This window comes from Pseudomonas sp. DSV-1, assembly GCF_035830915.1.
Taxonomy (GTDB): Bacteria; Pseudomonadota; Gammaproteobacteria; order Pseudomonadales; family Pseudomonadaceae; genus Aquipseudomonas.
Genome location: NZ_JAYMYG010000001.1, coordinates 1 through 17631, shown reverse-complemented (window position 1 = coordinate 17631; position 17631 = coordinate 1). Strand labels below are relative to the sequence as shown.

The window sequence follows — 17631 nt, the reverse complement described above, 5'->3', positions numbered from 1 at the left end:
CGAATGACCACCCTGACGCGTGCTGATTGGGAACAACGGGCCCAAGAGCTGAAAATCGAAGGCCGTGCCTACATCAATGGTGAGTACACCGATGCGGTCTCCAATGAAACGTTCGAGTGTCTGAGCCCGGTCGATGGCCGTTTGCTGGGCAAAATTGCCAGCTGCGATAGCGCTGACGCCCAGAGAGCCGTAGACAATGCACGCCAGACGTTTGAGTCCGGTGTCTGGTCCCGCCTGGCCCCGGCCAAGCGCAAGGCCACGATGATCCGCTTTGCCGGCCTGCTGAAACAAAACGCCGAAGAACTGGCCCTGCTTGAAACCCTGGATATGGGCAAGCCGATCAGTGACTCCCTGGGCATCGACGTGCCAGGTGCCGCCGGCGCGCTGAGCTGGAGCGGTGAAGCCATCGACAAGATCTACGACGAAGTCGCTGCCACCCCCCACAACCAACTGGGCCTGGTGACCCGCGAAGCCGTTGGCGTTGTCGCCGCGATCGTGCCGTGGAACTTCCCGTTGATGATGGCCTGCTGGAAACTCGGTCCGGCTCTGTCGACCGGTAACTCGGTGATCCTCAAGCCGTCTGAAAAATCCCCACTGACTGCCATCCGTATCGCAGCTCTGGCCGTTGAAGCCGGTATTCCAGCGGGCGTACTCAACGTACTGCCTGGCTATGGCCATACCGTCGGCAAGGCCCTGGCCCTGCACATGGATGTCGACACCCTGGTATTCACCGGCTCGACCAAGATCGCCAAGCAACTGATGATCTATTCCGGCGAATCCAACATGAAGCGCGTCTGGCTTGAAGCGGGTGGCAAGAGCCCGAACATCGTCTTCGCCGACGCACCGGACCTGCAGGCTGCGGCCGAATCCGCTGCCAGCGCCATTGCCTTCAACCAGGGTGAAGTGTGCACAGCCGGTTCGCGCCTGCTGGTGGAGCGCTCGATCAAGGACAAATTCCTGCCGCTGGTGATCCAGGCCCTCAAAGGCTGGAAGCCCGGCAACCCGCTGGACCCGGAAACCACCGTGGGCGCTCTGGTTGATACCCAGCAAATGAACACCGTGCTGTCGTACATCGAGTCCGGTCACAGCGAAGGCGCAAAACTGGTAGCAGGCGGCAAACAAATCCTGCAGGAAACCGGCGGCACCTACGTTGAACCGACGATTTTCGATGGCGTGAGCAATGCGATGAAAATCGCCCAGGAAGAAATCTTCGGTCCCGTGCTGTCGGTGATCACCTTCGACAGTGCCGAAGAAGCCATTCAGATCGCCAACGACACGCCCTACGGCCTGGCCGCAGCAGTGTGGACAGCTGACATCTCCAAGGCTCACCTGACCGCCAAAGCCCTGCGCGCCGGCAGCGTGTGGGTCAACCAGTACGATGGCGGCGACATGACCGCACCGTTTGGCGGCTTCAAACAGTCGGGCAACGGGCGTGACAAGTCGTTGCACGCGTTCGACAAATACACCGAGCTGAAATCCACCTGGATCAAGCTGTAACAGCCTTAACGCAACACCCTGTGGGAGCGGGCTTGCCCGCGATGGCAGCATTGAGGTCTGACTGACAGACCCCGGTGCCTTCATCGCGGGCAAGCCCGCTCCCACACTGGTTTTTACACCACACATTTGGAGCACAGACATGCGTTGGGCGACGTATTTCGCCGTTCTGGCCTCGGTTCTCAGTGTCGGCCTGGCACTGGGCGTGAGCATGCCGCTGGTATCGTTTCGGCTTGAAAGCTGGGGTTATGGCGGGTTCGCAATTGGCGTCATGGCCGCCATGCCGGCGATAGGTGTGCTGGTCGGCGCCAGCCTGGCAAGCAAGCTGGCTGCACGCTTTGGCACACCCGGCCTGATGCGCCTGTGTCTGTGGTGTGGGGCGCTGTCCATCGGGCTGCTGGCGTTACTGCCCAGCTATCCGGTGTGGCTGGTACTGCGCCTGCTGATCGGCGTGGTACTCACGATTATTTTTATTCTCGGCGAAAGCTGGATCAACCAGCTGGTGGTCGAGCAATGGCGCGGCCGCCTGGTCGCGCTGTATGGCTCGGCCTATGCCTTGAGCCAATTGTCCGGGCCACTGCTGCTGGGCCTGGTCGGCTCTGAAGATGACTACGGTTTCTGGATCGGCGTTGCATTGCTGACCCTTGCGCCTTTACTGCTCATGGGTCGCGACGGCGCACCCACCACCGAATCCTGCAGCGTGACCTTCAAGGATTTACTGGGATTCTGTCGAGGCTTACCGGCTATTGCGTGGGCCGTAGCGCTGTTTGCTGCTTTTGAGGCAATGATTCTTACGCTTTTGCCCATCTACTGCCTGCGCCAGGGCTTTACCGCTGATATTGCACTGGCGATGGTCAGCACCGTTGTGGTGGGCGATGCCCTGCTGCAATTGCCGATAGGGGCGCTGGCCGACCGTCTGTCCCGCCGTTCGCTGTTTACCGGCTGCGCAGTACTGCTGATGCTGTCGAGCCTGGCGGTGCCGTTCTTGCTCAATACCCTGCTGATCTGGCCGCTGTGGGTGATCTTCGGTGCCAGTGCCGGCGGCTTGTTCACCTTGTCACTGATCCTGATCGGCGAGCGCTATCGTGATGATGCCCTGGTGCGCGCCAACGCCCACGTCGCGCAACTGTGGGGTATCGGCTGCCTGATCGGGCCATTGGCCGCCGGTGCGGGCAGCCAGTGGATCAGCGGGCACGCCTTGCCGCTGTTCATGGCCGCAGGCGCGCTGGTACTGGTGATTCTGGTGTTGCGCCAGGGAGCATTCGGCGCGGAGCAAGCAACGGCTTCATAGCATCTTTTCCAGCCCCACACGCTTGCTGAACCAGGCATTGAGCCGCCGCCACCAGTTGCCCGGCTCCCGATGCAAGGTGTGCAACTGGCCGTTGTCTTCAGTCACCCAGACAAGCTTGCCCTGCTCAAGCCTTGGCTCATAGCTCAAGGCCGGAGCCATGCCTTGCAGGGCCAGCTTGCGGGTTTCGGCGGCCAGTTCCGGGCTGTCCACCAACACACCGACCTCGGTGTTCCACAACCCCGAACGCGGGTCGAAATTGAAAGAGCCAATAAATGATTTCTGCTGGTCAAAAATCATCGCCTTGCTGTGCAGGCTCGAATCCGAACTCATCCCGTGCTTGAACAGGTGCAGTCCACTGCCTCCGTTGCTACCCGGCTGGCGACGCAGTTCAAACAGTTTGACCCCGTGTTCCAGCAACGCTTTGCGATAAGGGGCGTAGCCGCCGTGAACAGCGGGTACGTCCGTCGCTTCCAGTGAGTTGGTCAATAAACGTACATCGACCCCCGCATCCGCTCGACCCGTCAGGTACACCAACCCGGTTTCACCCGGCACAAAATAGGCCGAGATCAGGATCAGTTCCTGGTTCACTCCCGCCAGCTCCGGCGCCAACTGCGTGGTCAGCAACAAGTGGGAGTCTGGCTCCCCCCTGGCCAGTACCTTGCTCGGCGCATCCCACAGCGCCTGATTCCAGGCCCAGATCAGCTCTTTGCGCCAAACATCCAGCTGCGGGTTGGTCTCATAGGATGCCAACTCTTGATAAAGCGCCGGGTTGCGTTGCTGCGCCCGCTTGAGCGAGGCCTCGAGTTTTTTACGCGCCTTGCCCAATTCATGCACAGACAGTTTCGACGAGACAAAATCACCAATCGGCTGGCTGAGGGCGCTGTTCCAGTATTGATCGAAACCGTGCCCCAATTGTTCTGCCACCGGGCCAACGCTGAGCAGGTCGATATCGGTGAAGTTCAGCTCGGGCTTGGCATCGAAATACTCATCACCCAGATTGCGCCCACCCACAATCGCCACGCTGTTATCGGCCAGCCAGAGTTTGTTGTGCATGCGCCGGTGCTGGCGCGAGAGGTTGAACAGCCGCCCCATGGCTCGGGTCACGCCCGTGCTGCGCCCCAACTGCAGAGGATTGAACAGCCGGATCTGGATATTGGGATGGGCCGCAAGTGTCGCCAGGATATCGTCCAGGCCATCACTGGCGGTGTCATCGAGCAGGATCCGCACGCGCACGCCGCGATCTGCCGCCTTGAGCAGTTCATCAATCAGCATGCGCGTACTCAACCCGTCGTGGACGATGTAGTACTGCAAGTCGAGGCTGCTTTGCGCATTGCGGATCAGCTCTGCACGGGCCCTGAACGCTTCGCCGCTGTTGGGCAGCAGGCGAAATCCGGAGCGACCCTGATAGGGCGCGGCCTGGGCCTGGATGGAGCGGCCAAAGGCCGAGTCTGCGGCTGGCAACGCCTGGGTTGGCTCACGGGGCACGTCCAAAGTGGCACAACCTCCCAGCAATACAGCCAAAAACAATGCACAGAGTGATTTCAACGTGTAGAGCCTCGGGCCAGACGTCACAGGGTGATTAAACAGCTTCTGCCAACAGTTTACTGGCCGCCATCCCGACCTTGCGCACCGCCTCCTCAACCTGAGGCGTAGGCTTTGCAGCGTAGTTCATGCGCAAGCAGTTACGGTATTTGCCCGAGGCAGAGAAAATACTGCCCACCGCAATCTGCACCCCCTGATCCAGCAGCGCGCGGTTGAGGCGCAAGCTGTCAAACCCTTCCGGCAGCTCCAGCCAGAGCATAAAACTGCCTTGGGGCCGACTGGCGCGAGTGCCGGGTGGAAAGTAGCGACTGATCCAGCCCAGCATCAGGTCTCGATTGCGCTGATATTGGCTGCGCATTTTGCGCAGGTGCGGTTCGAAATGGCCGTTCTTTAAAAAGTCGGCAATGGCCAGTTGCGGCTGTGGCGCTGTGGAACCGGTGCTGATGTATTTCATGTGCAGCACCCGCTCCAGATAACGACCCGGCGCGACCCAGCCAACGCGCAAGCCGGGCGCCAGGGTTTTGGAAAATGAGCTGCACAGCAAGACCCGCCCATCATCGTCGAAGGATTTGATCGTGCGCGGACGCGGATAGGTATAAGCCAGTTCGCCGTACACATCGTCTTCGATAATCGCCACATCAAAACGCTGAGCCAGTATCACCAGCGCCCGCTTGCGAGCCTCGGGCATGATGTAGCCCAGCGGGTTGTTACAGCTGGGCGTAATCTGGATCGCCTTGATCGGCCACTGCTCCAGCGCCAGCTCCAGCGCCTCGAGACTGATGCCGGTCAGCGGATCGGTAGGGATCTCGAGCGCCTTCATGCCCAACCCCTTGAGGGTTTGCATGGCGCCATGAAAACTCGGCGAATCGACCGCCACGATGTCACCCGGCTCACACACCGCGCGAATACTGCACGACAGCGCCTCATGGCAGCCGGTAGTGATCACCAGGTCTTCAGCACCCAGCTGGCAGCCCGAATCGAGCAACAGACGCGCCAACTGCTCACGCAGGCCCAGCACCCCGTACACGTTGTCGTAATACAGACCGGGCAAATCCAGGCGACGACTGATTTGCGCCAGGCTGCGCAACAGCGGCTTGATAGTTGGCGTAGTGACGTCAGGCATGCCCCGTCCCAACTGGATCACGTCCTTCTGCGGCACGGAACGCACCAGTTCCAGCACTTGTTCCCACTGGGAAATTTCCACCGGCCGCTGAGCCGGTTTACCCATGCCCGGCAAGGCAGGCAGCTCACGTTCCATTGGCACGAAGTACCCGGACTTGGGGCGTGGCGAAGCCAGCCCATTGTCTTCCAGCAACCGATACGCCTGCTGCACCGTGCTCAGGCTCACGCCATGCTCGGCGCTTAGCGCCCGCACTGATGGCAATCGGTCGCCAGGACGATAAAAGCCCTGTTCGATGCGCGTACCGAGCAGGTCAGCGAGATTGACGTAAAGGGACATTGCCGGACTCCAGGAGTGCTGACCAGTACAGATGAGCTGAAAACCGAGGATTCAGCGTCTAAAAGGCCGTATCTGTATGGATATAAAATGACTTTGCTGAATCTGTCATGGTTTTGAGCGTAAGGCCATCATGCTGACTCATGGTAATCGAGTCAAAAGGAGCTGTCTGATGAATGGTTTGAGCGATGTCCGCCTGACGCTGCACAGCCAACAATTACTGGCCGAACACGAGGCCAGGGAAATCATTAACGCCCCTGCAGCGCTGGGGCGCTGGAGCCTGTTCTGGCACCGCGCACGCAGCCGCCGCGTGCTGCTCAACCTGGACGAGAATCAACTGCGTGACGTGGGCCTGAGCCGCGAAATGGCCCGACGCGAAGGCTGCAAACCTTTTTGGCGTTCGTGAATACTGCGCTGCATGCAAGGGAGCTTGCTCGCGATTCAAGCGCCGCGTTGTATCAGGCGCACTGCGGCGCCTGAATCGCGAGCAAGCCCGCTCCCACCGTTTTTTAACGCAGCTCTTTGAGCCGATGCCACAGCATCCCCAGCGCCAGCAACGGCGAGCGCAGGTATTTGCCGCCAGGGAAGGTGATGTGCGGGACTTTGGCGAACAGGTCAAAACCGTCGCTGTGCTGACCACTGATGGCTTCGGCCAGCAACCTGCCCGCCAGGTGAGTCGCGTTGACCCCATGCCCTGAATACGCCTGGGCGTAATACACATTGGGCTGCTCTTGCAGGCGGCCGATTTGCGGCAAGCGGTTGGCGCCAATGCCGATCATGCCGCCCCACTGGTAATCGATTTTCACGTCGTTGAGGTGCGGGAACACCTCAAGCATTTTGGGCCGCATATACGCCGCAATGTCTTGAGGATCGCGACCCGAATAGTGACAAGCCCCCCCAAACAGCAAACGTCGATCCGCCGATAACCTGTAGTAATCCAGCGCCACCCGCTGATCACACACCGCCATGTTCTGCGGCAGCAAGGCGTGGGCCTGGGCTTCGCTCAGCGGCTCGGTGGCGATGATGTAGCTGCCCGCAGGCAGTACCTTGCCACTGAGTTGCGGATTCAGGTCTTTTAAATAGGCGTTGCAGCCCAGCACCAGGCTTTTGGCCCGTACCGAGCCCTGCGCCGTGTGTACCCTTACTTCAGGGCCATAATCGATACGGGTCACGGTGGAGTTTTCAAATAGCTTCACGCCCAGCTGAGCAGCTGCCGCCGCTTCGCCCAGCGCCAGGTTGAGTGGATGCAAATGCCCCGAGCCCATATCGATCAGGCCGCCGACATAACGATCCGAGCCCACCACGCTATGCACCTCGCTGGCTTGCAACAGACGGATTTCGTGGCGATAGCCCAAACCCCGCAGTTCCTGGGCTTCTTCGGCAAAACCTTCAAGGTCACGCGGCTTGTTGGCCAGATCGCAGTAGCCCCATGTCAGGTCGCAGGCGATATTGAAGCGCTCTACGCGACGGCGAACGATTTCCACCGCCTCCAGCCCCATCAACTTCATCTGCCGTACGCCGTCTTTGCCGATAACCCCTTCAAACTGCTCAAGGCCATGGCCGACACCGCGAATCAATTGACCGCCATTGCGCCCGCTGGCGCCCCAGCCGATCTTGTGAGCCTCGAGCAAAACGACGCTCATGCCGCGCTCGGCAAGCTCCAACGCGGTGTTGAGCCCGGAAAAGCCGCCACCCACCACGCACACATCCGCCACCACATCACCCTGCAGCACCGGATGATCGGGCTGCGGCAGGCTGCTGGCGGCGTAATAAGAGGCGGTGTGCTGGCTGCGCTGAACCGGGGCGCTCATGGGCGAATCCTGATTATTGATGTTTGGAAAATTTGACGGAGCATAAGCCGGGCCATTCCCACGGGGCAAGAACAGCTGGACGGCCCTGTCTAGAGCCGGGGTTTTCAGGCAGACTTTGCGGCCTTTTCAAAATCGGTACGTTCTGGATGAGCTGCAACAGTCACAAGATCCGCTTTCTCAGGCAGCAAATCCCCTCGTTTGACTGCGTGCCGGGTTGCCATGACTGCTGCGGACCGGTGACCACCTCCTCCGAAGAAATGGCCCGCTTGCCGCGCAAGACTGCTGCCGAGCAGGAAGCCGCGATGGACGAGCTTGACTGTGTGCACCTGGGGCCCAATGGCTGCACGGTGTATGAAGAGCGACCATTGATCTGTCGCCTGTTCGGCACCACGCCCACACTGCCCTGCCCCAACGGCCGACGCCCGGTGGAGATGATTCATCCCAGCGCTGAGAAGCTGGTGCATGAATACATCGCCAGTACGCGCCAGGTGCTGGTTTAAGCCCGCAGGGTTCAATCGGCAATCGGCAGGTTCAGGCTCTCTTTCACTTCTTCCATCACGATATAGCTCTTGGACTCACGCACGTGGGGCAATTTGAGCAGGATGTCGCCCAGCAACTTGCGGTATGAAGCCATCTCGCTGATCCGCGCCTTGACCAGATAGTCGAAATCTCCCGACACCAGATGACACTCCAGCACGTGAGGTAACTTCAGCACCGCGCGGCGAAATTCATCAAAGGTGTCACCAGACTTGTAGTCCAGGCTGATCTCAACAAAAACCAGCAGGCTGCCCTGCAAGTGCTGCGGGTTGAGCCGGGCGTTATAGCCCATGATGATGCCTTCACGCTCCAGCCTTCTTACCCGTTCTGTACAGGGCGTAGTGGACAGCCCGACCTTCTCTCCCAGCTCGGTAAACGAGATGCGGCCATCGACCTGAAGGATGCGCAAAATATTGCGGTCAATCTTGTCCAATTCACGTTTTGTTTGGTGATTTGTACGCATAGGAGATTCTCCTCCGTGAAAAGGGTTGTGCCCGAGAATTGTCGCCAAATATAGCTGCTTATACAGTGAATTCCACTACTCAATGCTTCATATACTGCGCTCATCTTCGCTCTGAACAATAAACGTCTGCGGCTGGCCGCGATGAGGGATATGAATATGCGAGTTATGGTATTGGGTGGCGGCGTTATTGGTACTGCCAGCGCCTATTATCTGGCCCGAGCCGGTTTCGATGTGGTCGTCGTTGACCGTCAGCCAGCCGTTGCAATGGAAACCAGCTTTGCCAACGCCGGCCAGGTGTCGCCAGGCTACGCTTCCCCGTGGGCAGCGCCGGGCGTGCCGCTGAAGGCAATCAAATGGCTGCTGGAGCGCCACGCGCCCCTGGCAATCAAGGCCACTGCCAACATCGACCAATACCTGTGGATGGCGCAAATGCTGCGCAACTGCACCGCCAGCCGCTATGCCGTGAACAAGGAGCGCATGGTTCGCCTGTCCGAGTACAGCCGTGATTGCCTCGACGAACTGCGCGCCGAAACCGGTATCGCCTACGAGGCTCGCAACCTGGGCACCACTCAATTGTTCCGCACCCAGGCCCAACTGGATGGCGCGGCCAAGGACATCGCGGTTCTCAAGGAATCCGGCGTTCCGTTCGAACTGCTCGACCGTGCAGGTATCGCCCGGGTTGAACCCGCACTGGCCAACGTGACCGACATTCTGGCCGGCGCCCTGCGTCTGCCCAATGACCAGACCGGCGACTGTCAGATGTTTACCACCCGCCTGGCCGAAATGGCCAAGAACCTGGGTGTTGAATTCCGCTTCGGTCAAGACATCCAGCGTCTGGACTACGCAGGCGACCGCATCAATGGCGTAATGATCGACGGCAAGCTCGAAACCGCTGATCGCTACGTGCTGGCACTGGGCAGCTACTCGCCGCAGATGCTCAAGCCGCTGGGCATCAAGGCCCCGGTTTACCCGCTCAAGGGTTACTCGCTGACCATCCCGATCACCAATCCGGACATGGCCCCGACGTCGACTATTCTCGACGAGACCTACAAGGTCGCGATCACCCGTTTCGACAACCGTATCCGTGTTGGCGGCATGGCTGAAATCGCCGGCTTCGATCTGTCGCTGAACCCGCGCCGACGCGAAACCCTGGAGATGATCGTCAACGACCTTTATCCTCAGGGCGGTGACTTGAGCCAGGCCAGCTTCTGGACCGGCTTGCGTCCTACTACGCCGGACGGCACGCCGATTGTGGGTGCGACCCCGTTCAAAAACCTGTTCCTGAACACCGGTCATGGCACGCTCGGTTGGACCATGGCCTGCGGCTCCGGTCGCTTCCTTGCGGATGTGATGGCCAGGAAGACACCACAAATCAGCGCCGAAGGCCTTGATATTTCCCGCTACGGCAACCACCAGGAGACTGCAAAACATGGCAATCCAGCGCCAGCTCACCAATGAACGCATGAGCCAGATCGTTGCCCATAACGGTACTGTTTACCTGTCTGGTCAAGTCGGTGACGACATGAACGCCGGGATTGAGCAGCAAACCCGTGAAACACTGGCCAACATCGAGCACTTGCTGGACCTGGCGGGTACCGACAAAAGCAACATCCTGTCGGTAACCATCTACCTCAAAGACATTGATGCCGACTTTACCGGCATGAACAGCGTCTGGGATCAGTGGCTGCCTAAAGGCGTTGCACCGGCCCGCGCTACCGTCGAAGCCAAGTTGTGCGAACCTGAAATCCTGGTCGAATTGTCTGTTGTGGCAGCACTGCCCTAGGTTTTTCGATCAAGTAACAGTCCCTCTTCCGGCGCGGCACGCGGTTAACGCCGCGGGTCAGCGCCGGTTTTTTTATTCAACAGCCGTTAGAAGCCCGCCGCCATGCGCCCAGCCCGTGCCCTGATCGACCTCCAAGCCCTGCGTCACAATTACCAACTGGCCCGTGAAGTCACGGGGGCCAAAGCCCTCGCTGTGATCAAGGCCGATGCCTACGGCCACGGAGCCGTGCGCTGCGCCCAGGCCCTTGAGGCTGAAGCCGACGGTTTTGCCGTCGCTTGTATTGAGGAAGCACTGGAACTGCGCGCCGCCGGTATTGGCGCGCCCATCCTGCTGCTCGAAGGTTTTTTTGAAGCCGATGAACTGCCACTGATCGTCGAACACGACTTTTGGTGCGTGGTGCATTCGCTGTGGCAGCTCGATGCCATCGAGCAGGCCAGACTCGCCAAACCGATCCACGTGTGGCTGAAACTGGACAGCGGCATGCACCGCGTCGGTTTGCACCCCAATGATTACAAGGCTGCATACCAGCGTCTGCAGGCCAGTGCCAATGTGGCGAAAATCGTGCTGATGAGTCACTTTGCCCGCGCCGATGAACTCGATTGCACCCGAAGCGTGGAGCAAGTCGCTGTGTTCCTGGGCGCTCGCGCCGACTTGACGGCAGAAATCAGCTTGCGTAACTCGCCGGCTGTACTCGGCTGGCCACGCGTGCCAAGCGACTGGGTACGCCCGGGCCTGATGCTGTATGGCACCTCGCCATTTGACGAACCCCAGGCCACTGCATCACGCCTGCAGCCGGTGATGACACTGGAATCCAAGGTGATTAACGTCCGCGAATTGCCCGCCGGTGAGCCCGTGGGCTACGGCGCCAAATTCATTACCCCGAAGCCGATGCGCATTGGCGTGGTCGCCATGGGGTATGCCGACGGCTATCCGCGTCAGGCCCCCACCGGTACGCCCGTGTTGGTGGCCGGTGTACGCAGCCAATTGCTGGGCCGTGTGTCGATGGACATGCTGTGCATCGATCTCACCGATGTGCCGCAGGCAGGCCTGGGTTCGACAGTGGAGCTGTGGGGCAAAAACATCCTCGCCAGTGAAGTGGCAGCCAAGGCAGACACCATTCCTTACCAGATTTTCTGCAACCTGAAACGAGCGCCACGCCTCTATTCCGGGAGCTGATCGGTTGTATCCAAAGTGCGGGGGCTGATGGGCACCCAGGTTTGAAGTCGAAGTGTTGTAAATACTGAACGCTATCGCCATGATGGCGACTTCTCGACCTGAATCTGACCCCTAGGAGGCTCCCGCATTGGACGTCGGTGAACGACTGCAATCCATCCGCAAACTGAAAGGCCTGTCACAACGTGAACTCGCCAAGCGCGCGGGCGTCACCAACAGCACCATTTCGATGATCGAAAAGAACAGCGTGAGCCCGTCCATAAGCTCCCTGAGAAAAGTGCTGAGTGGCATCCCCATGTCCATGGTCGAGTTTTTTTCCGAAGAGATCCTTCAAGAAAACCCGACTCAGATTGTGTACAAAGCCAACGAGCTGATCGACATTTCCGATGGCGCCGTGACCATGAAACTGGTCGGCAAGGCACATCCAAGCCGGGCCATCGCCTTTCTCAACGAGATTTATCCACCGGGTGCCGATACCGGGGACGAAATGCTGACCCATGAAGGCGAAGAAACCGGGATTTTAGTGGAAGGTCGCCTAGAGTTAATCGTGGGGCTTGAAACCTTCGTGCTCGAAGCTGGTGACAGCTACTATTTCGAAAGCTCAAAGCCACACCGTTTCCGTAATCCGTTCGACGTTGCGGCGCGACTAATCAGCGCAGCCACCCCGGCGAACTTCTAAGAACAGAGGCGCCCTGCCTGCTTGCAGAGGCACCCGAAGATGCATTTCGCCAGCTCTATTCCCCCTTTGTCTTTAGGGTTGTTTCAGAGTGGCGGGCTAACCGTTATACTTTCGCCCGCCCGCGAAACCGTGGTTGTGGGCGTGACTAGCCACCATTGAGGGTGTACGCGTGAACCTAATTATGAAAATGCTGGCCGTACCAGCAACAGTAATGGCCCTTTGGGCAGTCAGCGCTCAGGCAACAACGAACGATGACATCGCAAAACGTCTTGAGCCAGTCGGTAAAGTCTGTGTTCAAGGGCAAGAATGCAAAGGCATGGAAGTGACTGCCTCTGTGGGCGGTGGCGGCGGCATGACCCCCGACGACATCATTGCCAAGCATTGCAGCGCATGCCACGGCACCGGCCTGTTGGGCGCACCGAAAATCGGTGACACCGCAGCCTGGAAAGAGCGCGCTGATCACCAGGGCGGTCTTGATGGCATCCTGGCCAAGGCCATCACCGGTATCAACGCCATGCCGCCTAAAGGCACCTGCATGACGTGCTCCGATGAAGACCTTAAAGGCGCCATCGAGAAGATGTCCGGTTTGAAGTAAACCGCACCTCTCTGAAAAAGCCGCTGATGGGCGGCTTTTTTGTGCCCGGGATTTGAGTCAGTCAGCCCCCCCTGATGTCTATCACGTCTATATTCAAGGATTGATAAGGAGGGGTCAGATGGTGCAGTCCTGTTCGATCGAGCGCGCAGTCGATGATGTCCTGGCGCGACTACCCATGCATATTCACCTGGGCCTGCCGCTGGGGCTGGGCAAGGCCAACCGGTTCGTCAACGCGCTGTATCAGCGGATCAAACTGTTACCCGAGCGCCGGCTCACGATCTACACCGCCCTGAGCCTTGGTCGCCCGCCGCTTGGGGATGGTTTGCAGCGGCTGTTTCTGGAGCCTTTTGTCGAGCGGGTATTTGGCGACTACATCGAACTGGACTACCTGGCCGACCTGCATCGCAACAGCCTGCCCGGCAATATAGTCGTCGAGCAATTCTTCATGCAGCCGGGGAGTTTGCTCAACAGCCCCCCAGCCCAGCAGGATTATGTCAGCAGCAACTACAGCCACGCGGCACGAGATATCAATGCTGGCGGCCTGAACCTGGTGGCGCAGATGGTTGCCCGCAACCCTCAGGATGCACGGCGCCTGAGCTTGAGCTGCAACCCCGACATCACCCTCGATTTATTGCCCATGATTGCCAAGCGGCGAGCCGAGGGCGAAACCATTTTGATGCTCGGCCAGGTCCACAGCGACCTGCCCTACATGCCCGGCGACTCGGAACTTGACGTTGAGGATTTTGACCTCCTGATCGACGAAGATGAGCGCACTACGCTGTTTTCTACCCCCAACATGCCGGTAAGCCTGCAAGATCACCTTATCGGTTTACATGCCAGTACCCTGATACGGGATGGCGGCACCCTGCAGATTGGCATTGGCTCGATGGGCGACGCCCTGAGTGCCGCCTTGCTGGCGCGCGAGGGCAACAATGACGACTATCGCGCCCTGTTCAACGAGATCGACATCACGCCCTGGCACACGCTGATTGAACAGCAGGGCGGTATCGAGCCGTTCGCCCGGGGCTTGTATGGTTGCAGCGAAATGTTTGTCCACGGACTGATGGTGCTGGCCGATGCCGGGATTGTGCGGCGCAAGGTCTATCCCGATGCCGAACGGCAAGCACAGGCCAACGCAGGGACCCTGGACGAAAGCCTGCAAAGCGACGGCGTGAGCATCCACGGGGGCTTCATCCTTGGCCCGCAGGAGCTTTACCAGCGACTGCGAGACCTGCCCCACAGCAAGCTCAGCGAATTCAACATGACTGCCATCAGCTACATCAACGAGCTGTATGGCCAGGAAGATTTGAAGCGCCTGCAACGGCGCGATGCGAGGTTCGTAAACAGTGCCTTTACCGCCACCTTGCTCGGTGCCGCCGTGGCCGATCAACTGGAAGACGGGCGGGTGCTCAGCGGGGTCGGCGGGCAATACAACTTCGTCGCCCAGGGCCATGCGCTGCATGACGCACGCTCGGTCATCATGCTGCGCAGCTGGCGCGAATCGGGAGGCGAGGTGAGTTCCAATATCGTCTGGGAGTACGGCCACTGCACCATCCCGCGACACTTGCGCGACATCGTGGTCACCGAATACGGGATCGCCGATTTACGCGGAAAAACCGATCGCAACGTCATCGAAGCCCTGCTCAACATCACCGACTCGCGCTTCCAGACCGAGCTGATAGCGCAGGCGCAGCAAATCGGCAAACTGCCCAAGGACTTTTGCCTGGACCCACGGTTTGCCGATAACAGCCCGGAACGCTTGCAGGCCATTGCCGCGAGGCACTCGCACTTGTTCCCCGAGTACCCGTTGGGCAGTGATTTCAGCGCGCAGGAGCAAGACCTGCTGCGAGCGCTGAACTGGCTCAAGAGCAAATTCAAGCTCACGCAAATTTACCAGCTGGGCAAAGCCACACTGGACGCGCCCTCGCCGCAGGCATATCCCGAACACCTGGAGCGTATGCACCTCGCCGAACCGGACGGACTGCGCGAGGAGCTTTATCAGCGCTTGCTGCTGGCAGGGCTGCAGGCAACGAGGCGCTAAACCCGACACGGCCCGTAGTCGCTGCCGAAGGCTGCGAGCTTTTGATGTTGGTCAGCCCCGATAAAAAGCTCGCAGCCTTCGGCAGCGACTACGGGGCTGAGCAAGCCCGGGCAGGGTGGTCGAGGTATTACTCGATAAAGGTCACTTTACCGCCAGCCAGGGATTGAACCCGGGCCAGGGACTCGACGCGATAGCCCTGTGCGTCCAGTTCGGCACGGCCGCCCTGAAACGACTTCTCGATCACGATGCCAAGACCGGCAACGGTAGCGCCCGCTTGCTTGATGATCGAAATCAGTGCCTGCGAGGCTTTGCCGTTGGCCAGGAAGTCGTCGATGACCAACACGCGGTCGCTGCTTTGCAGGTGACGCGGGGAGATCGCAACAGTGCTTTCTGTCTGCTTGGTGAACGAGTACACCGTGGCCGACAACAGGTTTTCAGTCAGGGTCAGGGACTGATGCTTACGCGCAAAAATCACAGGTACACCCAAGTTCAAGCCAGTCATCACGGCAGGAGCAATACCCGACGCTTCAATGGTGACGATCTTGGTAATACCCGAATCCTTGAACAAACGCGCGAATTCGTCGCCGATCTCTTTCATCAACTGAGGGTCGATCTGATGATTCAAGAAGGCGTCGACCTTCAAAACCTGATCGGAAAGCACGATGCCTTCTTCGCGAATTTTCTTGTGCAGTGCTTCCAACGTAACGTCCTCAAATAGCGCTTATGCGCTGAAGGTAGAGTAAAAAATAGTCAATTCTAGCGTTTTAGCATCGCGCGTATATCGGCCAATGCCGTATTTCCGCGAACCGCCTTCACTTCGGTGGGGGTATCGTCGTTGCCTTCCCAGGCCAGATCGTCCGGGGGCAATTCATCGAGGAAGCGACTCGGCGCACAATCGATGATCTCGCCGTATTGCTTGCGCTTGGCGGCGAAGGTAAACGCCAGCGTCTCACGGGCACGGGTAATACCCACGTAGGCCAGACGCCGTTCTTCTTCAATGGTGTCCGCTTCAATGCTGGAGCGGTGCGGCAGGATTTCTTCTTCCATGCCCATGATGAATACGTAAGGAAACTCCAGGCCCTTCGACGCGTGCAACGTCATCATCTGCACGCCTTCGGCACCGTCTTCCTCTTCCTGCTGGCGCTCAAGCATGTCGCGCAACACCAGCTTGCCAATGGCTTCCTCGATAGTCATGGCACCGTCTTCGTCTTTCTCGAGGGTGTTTTTCAACGCCTCGACCAGGAACCAGACGTTGGACATGCGGTAGTCCGCCGCCTTTTCACTGGAGCTGTTGGTGCGCAGCCAGTTCTCATAGTCGATGTCCATGATCATGCTGCGCAGTGCAGAGATCGGGTCTTCGCCTGAGCATTGTTGACGCACACGGTCCATAAAACGCTTGAAGCGTCCCAGGCGATCAGTAAAGCGGGCATCCAGATGCTCACCCAGCCCGATTTCATCGGTGGCGGCATACATCGAGATTTTGCGTTCGGTCGCGTAGTTACCCAGCTTTTCCAGCGTGGTCGAACCGATCTCGCGACGCGGGACGTTGATCACGCGCAGGAAGGCGTTGTCGTCATCCGGGTTCACAATCAGACGGAAATACGCCATCAGGTCTTTTACTTCCTGACGCCCGAAGAAGCTGTTACCACCCGACAGACGATAGGGAATCTGATGGTGTTGCAGCTTCAACTCGATCAATTTGGCCTGATAGTTACCGCGGTACAGAATCGCAAAGTCGCTGTACGGCCGGTCGGTGCGCAGGTGCAGGGTCAGAATCTCGACGGCTACGCGCTCGGCTTCGGCGTCTTCGTTGCGACAGCGAATCACCCGCACTTCATCGCCGTGGCCCATCTCGCTCCACAATTGCTTCTCGAACTCGTGCGGATTGTTGGCAATCAGGATGTTGGCGCAGCGCAGGATACGGCTGGTGGAGCGATAGTTTTGCTCCAGCATCACCACTTTCAAGGACGGGTAATCGTCCTTGAGCAACATCAGGTTTTCAGGACGGGCGCCGCGCCAGGCGTAGATCGACTGGTCGTCGTCACCGACCACGGTGAACTGATTGCGCTTGCCGATCAGGTATTTGACCAGCAGGTACTGGCTGGCGTTGGTGTCCTGATATTCATCCACCAACAGGTAACGAACTTTGTTCTGCCACTTCTCAAGAATGTCGGCGTGCTCTTCGAACAACTTCACCGGCAGCAGGATCAGGTCGTCAAAGTCCACTGCGTTGTAGGCCTTGAGCGTGCGCTGGTAGTGGGTGTAGACGATGGCTGCCGTCTGCTCCTTGGGGTTGCGCGCATTTTCCAGCGCCTGGGGCGGCAGGATCAGGTCGTTTTTCCACGAGCCGATCATGTTCTTGATTTCGTCGACCCCGTCGTCGCCCGAGTATTCCTTCTGCATGATGTCGGTCATCAGCGCTTTGACGTCAGCTTCGTCAAAGATCGAGAAACCCGGCTTGTAACCCAGCCGCGCATGCTCCTTGCGGATAATGTTCAGCCCCAGGTTGTGGAACGTGCACACCGTCAAGCCACGACCTTCACCCTTTTTAAGCAGGGTGCCGACACGCTCTTTCATCTCGCGGGCGGCTTTATTGGTAAACGTCATGGCGACGATGTACTGGGCACGGATGCCACAGTTCTGGATCAGGTGCGCGATTTTGCGGGTAATCACGCTGGTTTTGCCGGAGCCCGCGCCGGCGAGCACCAATAGAGGGCCGCCGACATAGCTCACGGCTTCTTGCTGCCGGGGATTGAGTCGGGACAT

General features: G+C 59.0%; 16 protein-coding genes. 10 read left to right on the top strand and 6 right to left on the bottom strand.

Annotated elements, in window-relative coordinates:
- The first annotated feature begins 3 nt into the window (after positions 1-3).
- Together VSQ83_RS00080 and VSQ83_RS00075 are read left to right on the top strand one after the other, a co-directional pair.
- Positions 4-1497 (top strand): aldehyde dehydrogenase, encoded by a 1494-nt coding sequence (locus tag VSQ83_RS00080; protein ID WP_133075056.1) that lies wholly within the window; start codon positions 4-6, stop codon positions 1495-1497.
- A 139-nt stretch (positions 1498-1636) separates the two neighbouring features.
- Entirely contained in the window at positions 1637-2785 is a 1149-nt protein-coding gene (locus VSQ83_RS00075; protein ID WP_133075055.1) for an MFS transporter, read from the top strand.
- On the opposite strand, the gene VSQ83_RS00070 is transcribed toward VSQ83_RS00075, so the two are convergent.
- Together VSQ83_RS00070 and VSQ83_RS00065 are read right to left on the bottom strand one after the other, a co-directional pair.
- The gene (locus tag VSQ83_RS00070; RefSeq protein ID WP_133075054.1) at positions 2780-4330 is read right to left on the bottom strand and encodes a phospholipase D family protein; all 1551 of its coding nucleotides are present in this window, start codon (positions 4328-4330) and stop codon (positions 2780-2782) included. The genes VSQ83_RS00075 and VSQ83_RS00070 overlap by 6 nt on opposite strands.
- Positions 4331-4364: 34 nt before the next feature.
- Entirely contained in the window at positions 4365-5786 is a 1422-nt protein-coding gene (locus VSQ83_RS00065) for an aminotransferase-like domain-containing protein (protein WP_133075053.1), read from the bottom strand.
- Between the two features lie 169 nt (positions 5787-5955).
- Here VSQ83_RS00065 and VSQ83_RS00060 point away from each other — a divergent pair, with 169 nt between their 5' ends.
- Positions 5956-6189 carry a DUF1127 domain-containing protein gene (locus tag VSQ83_RS00060; RefSeq protein ID WP_133075052.1) on the top strand — a complete coding sequence of 78 codons (234 nt, stop codon included), beginning with the start codon at positions 5956-5958 and terminating at the stop codon, positions 6187-6189.
- 103 nt (positions 6190-6292) lie between these two features.
- Here VSQ83_RS00060 and VSQ83_RS00055 read toward each other — a convergent pair whose 3' ends face one another.
- Positions 6293-7594, bottom strand: coding sequence for an NAD(P)/FAD-dependent oxidoreductase (locus VSQ83_RS00055; protein WP_326424990.1), 1302 nt, complete (start codon positions 7592-7594; stop codon positions 6293-6295).
- A 146-nt stretch (positions 7595-7740) separates the two neighbouring features.
- Here VSQ83_RS00055 and VSQ83_RS00050 point away from each other — a divergent pair, with 146 nt between their 5' ends.
- Positions 7741-8094: a YkgJ family cysteine cluster protein gene (locus VSQ83_RS00050; protein ID WP_133075050.1), complete on the top strand. Its 354-nt coding sequence runs from the start codon at positions 7741-7743 to the stop codon at positions 8092-8094.
- Between the two features lie 11 nt (positions 8095-8105).
- On the opposite strand, the gene VSQ83_RS00045 is transcribed toward VSQ83_RS00050, so the two are convergent.
- Positions 8106-8594: an Lrp/AsnC ligand binding domain-containing protein gene (locus VSQ83_RS00045; protein WP_016782681.1), complete on the bottom strand. Its 489-nt coding sequence runs from the start codon at positions 8592-8594 to the stop codon at positions 8106-8108.
- 156 nt (positions 8595-8750) lie between these two features.
- On the opposite strand from VSQ83_RS00045, the gene dadA reads away from it, so the two are divergent.
- The 6 genes from dadA to VSQ83_RS00015 all read left to right on the top strand — a co-directional run bounded on the left by dadA (position 8751) and on the right by VSQ83_RS00015 (position 14865).
- Complete coding sequence (gene dadA / locus VSQ83_RS00040; RefSeq protein WP_133075049.1) at positions 8751-10052, top strand: D-amino acid dehydrogenase; 1302 nt, start codon at positions 8751-8753, stop codon at positions 10050-10052.
- On the top strand, positions 10024-10377 hold the full coding sequence (locus VSQ83_RS00035) for a RidA family protein (protein WP_133075048.1): 354 nt from the start codon (positions 10024-10026) through the stop codon (positions 10375-10377). The genes dadA and VSQ83_RS00035 overlap by 29 nt, the downstream gene beginning before the upstream one ends.
- 102 nt (positions 10378-10479) lie before the next feature.
- Positions 10480-11553 (top strand): alanine racemase, encoded by a 1074-nt coding sequence (gene alr / locus VSQ83_RS00030; RefSeq protein WP_326398751.1) that lies wholly within the window; start codon positions 10480-10482, stop codon positions 11551-11553.
- 127 nt (positions 11554-11680) lie between these two features.
- Entirely contained in the window at positions 11681-12229 is a 549-nt protein-coding gene (locus tag VSQ83_RS00025; protein ID WP_019828220.1) for a cupin domain-containing protein, read from the top strand.
- Between the two features lie 181 nt (positions 12230-12410).
- Positions 12411-12824 (top strand): c-type cytochrome, encoded by a 414-nt coding sequence (locus tag VSQ83_RS00020; protein ID WP_133075340.1) that lies wholly within the window; start codon positions 12411-12413, stop codon positions 12822-12824.
- A 118-nt stretch (positions 12825-12942) separates the two neighbouring features.
- Positions 12943-14865, top strand: a complete 1923-nt coding sequence (locus VSQ83_RS00015; protein ID WP_326424988.1) for an acetyl-CoA hydrolase/transferase C-terminal domain-containing protein — start codon at positions 12943-12945, stop codon at positions 14863-14865.
- 127 nt (positions 14866-14992) lie between these two features.
- Here VSQ83_RS00015 and VSQ83_RS00010 read toward each other — a convergent pair whose 3' ends face one another.
- Both VSQ83_RS00010 and rep read right to left on the bottom strand, forming a co-directional pair.
- Complete coding sequence (locus tag VSQ83_RS00010; RefSeq protein ID WP_133075045.1) at positions 14993-15565, bottom strand: xanthine phosphoribosyltransferase; 573 nt, start codon at positions 15563-15565, stop codon at positions 14993-14995.
- 56 nt (positions 15566-15621) lie between these two features.
- Entirely contained in the window at positions 15622-17631 is a 2010-nt protein-coding gene (gene rep / locus VSQ83_RS00005; RefSeq protein ID WP_133075044.1) for a DNA helicase Rep, read from the bottom strand.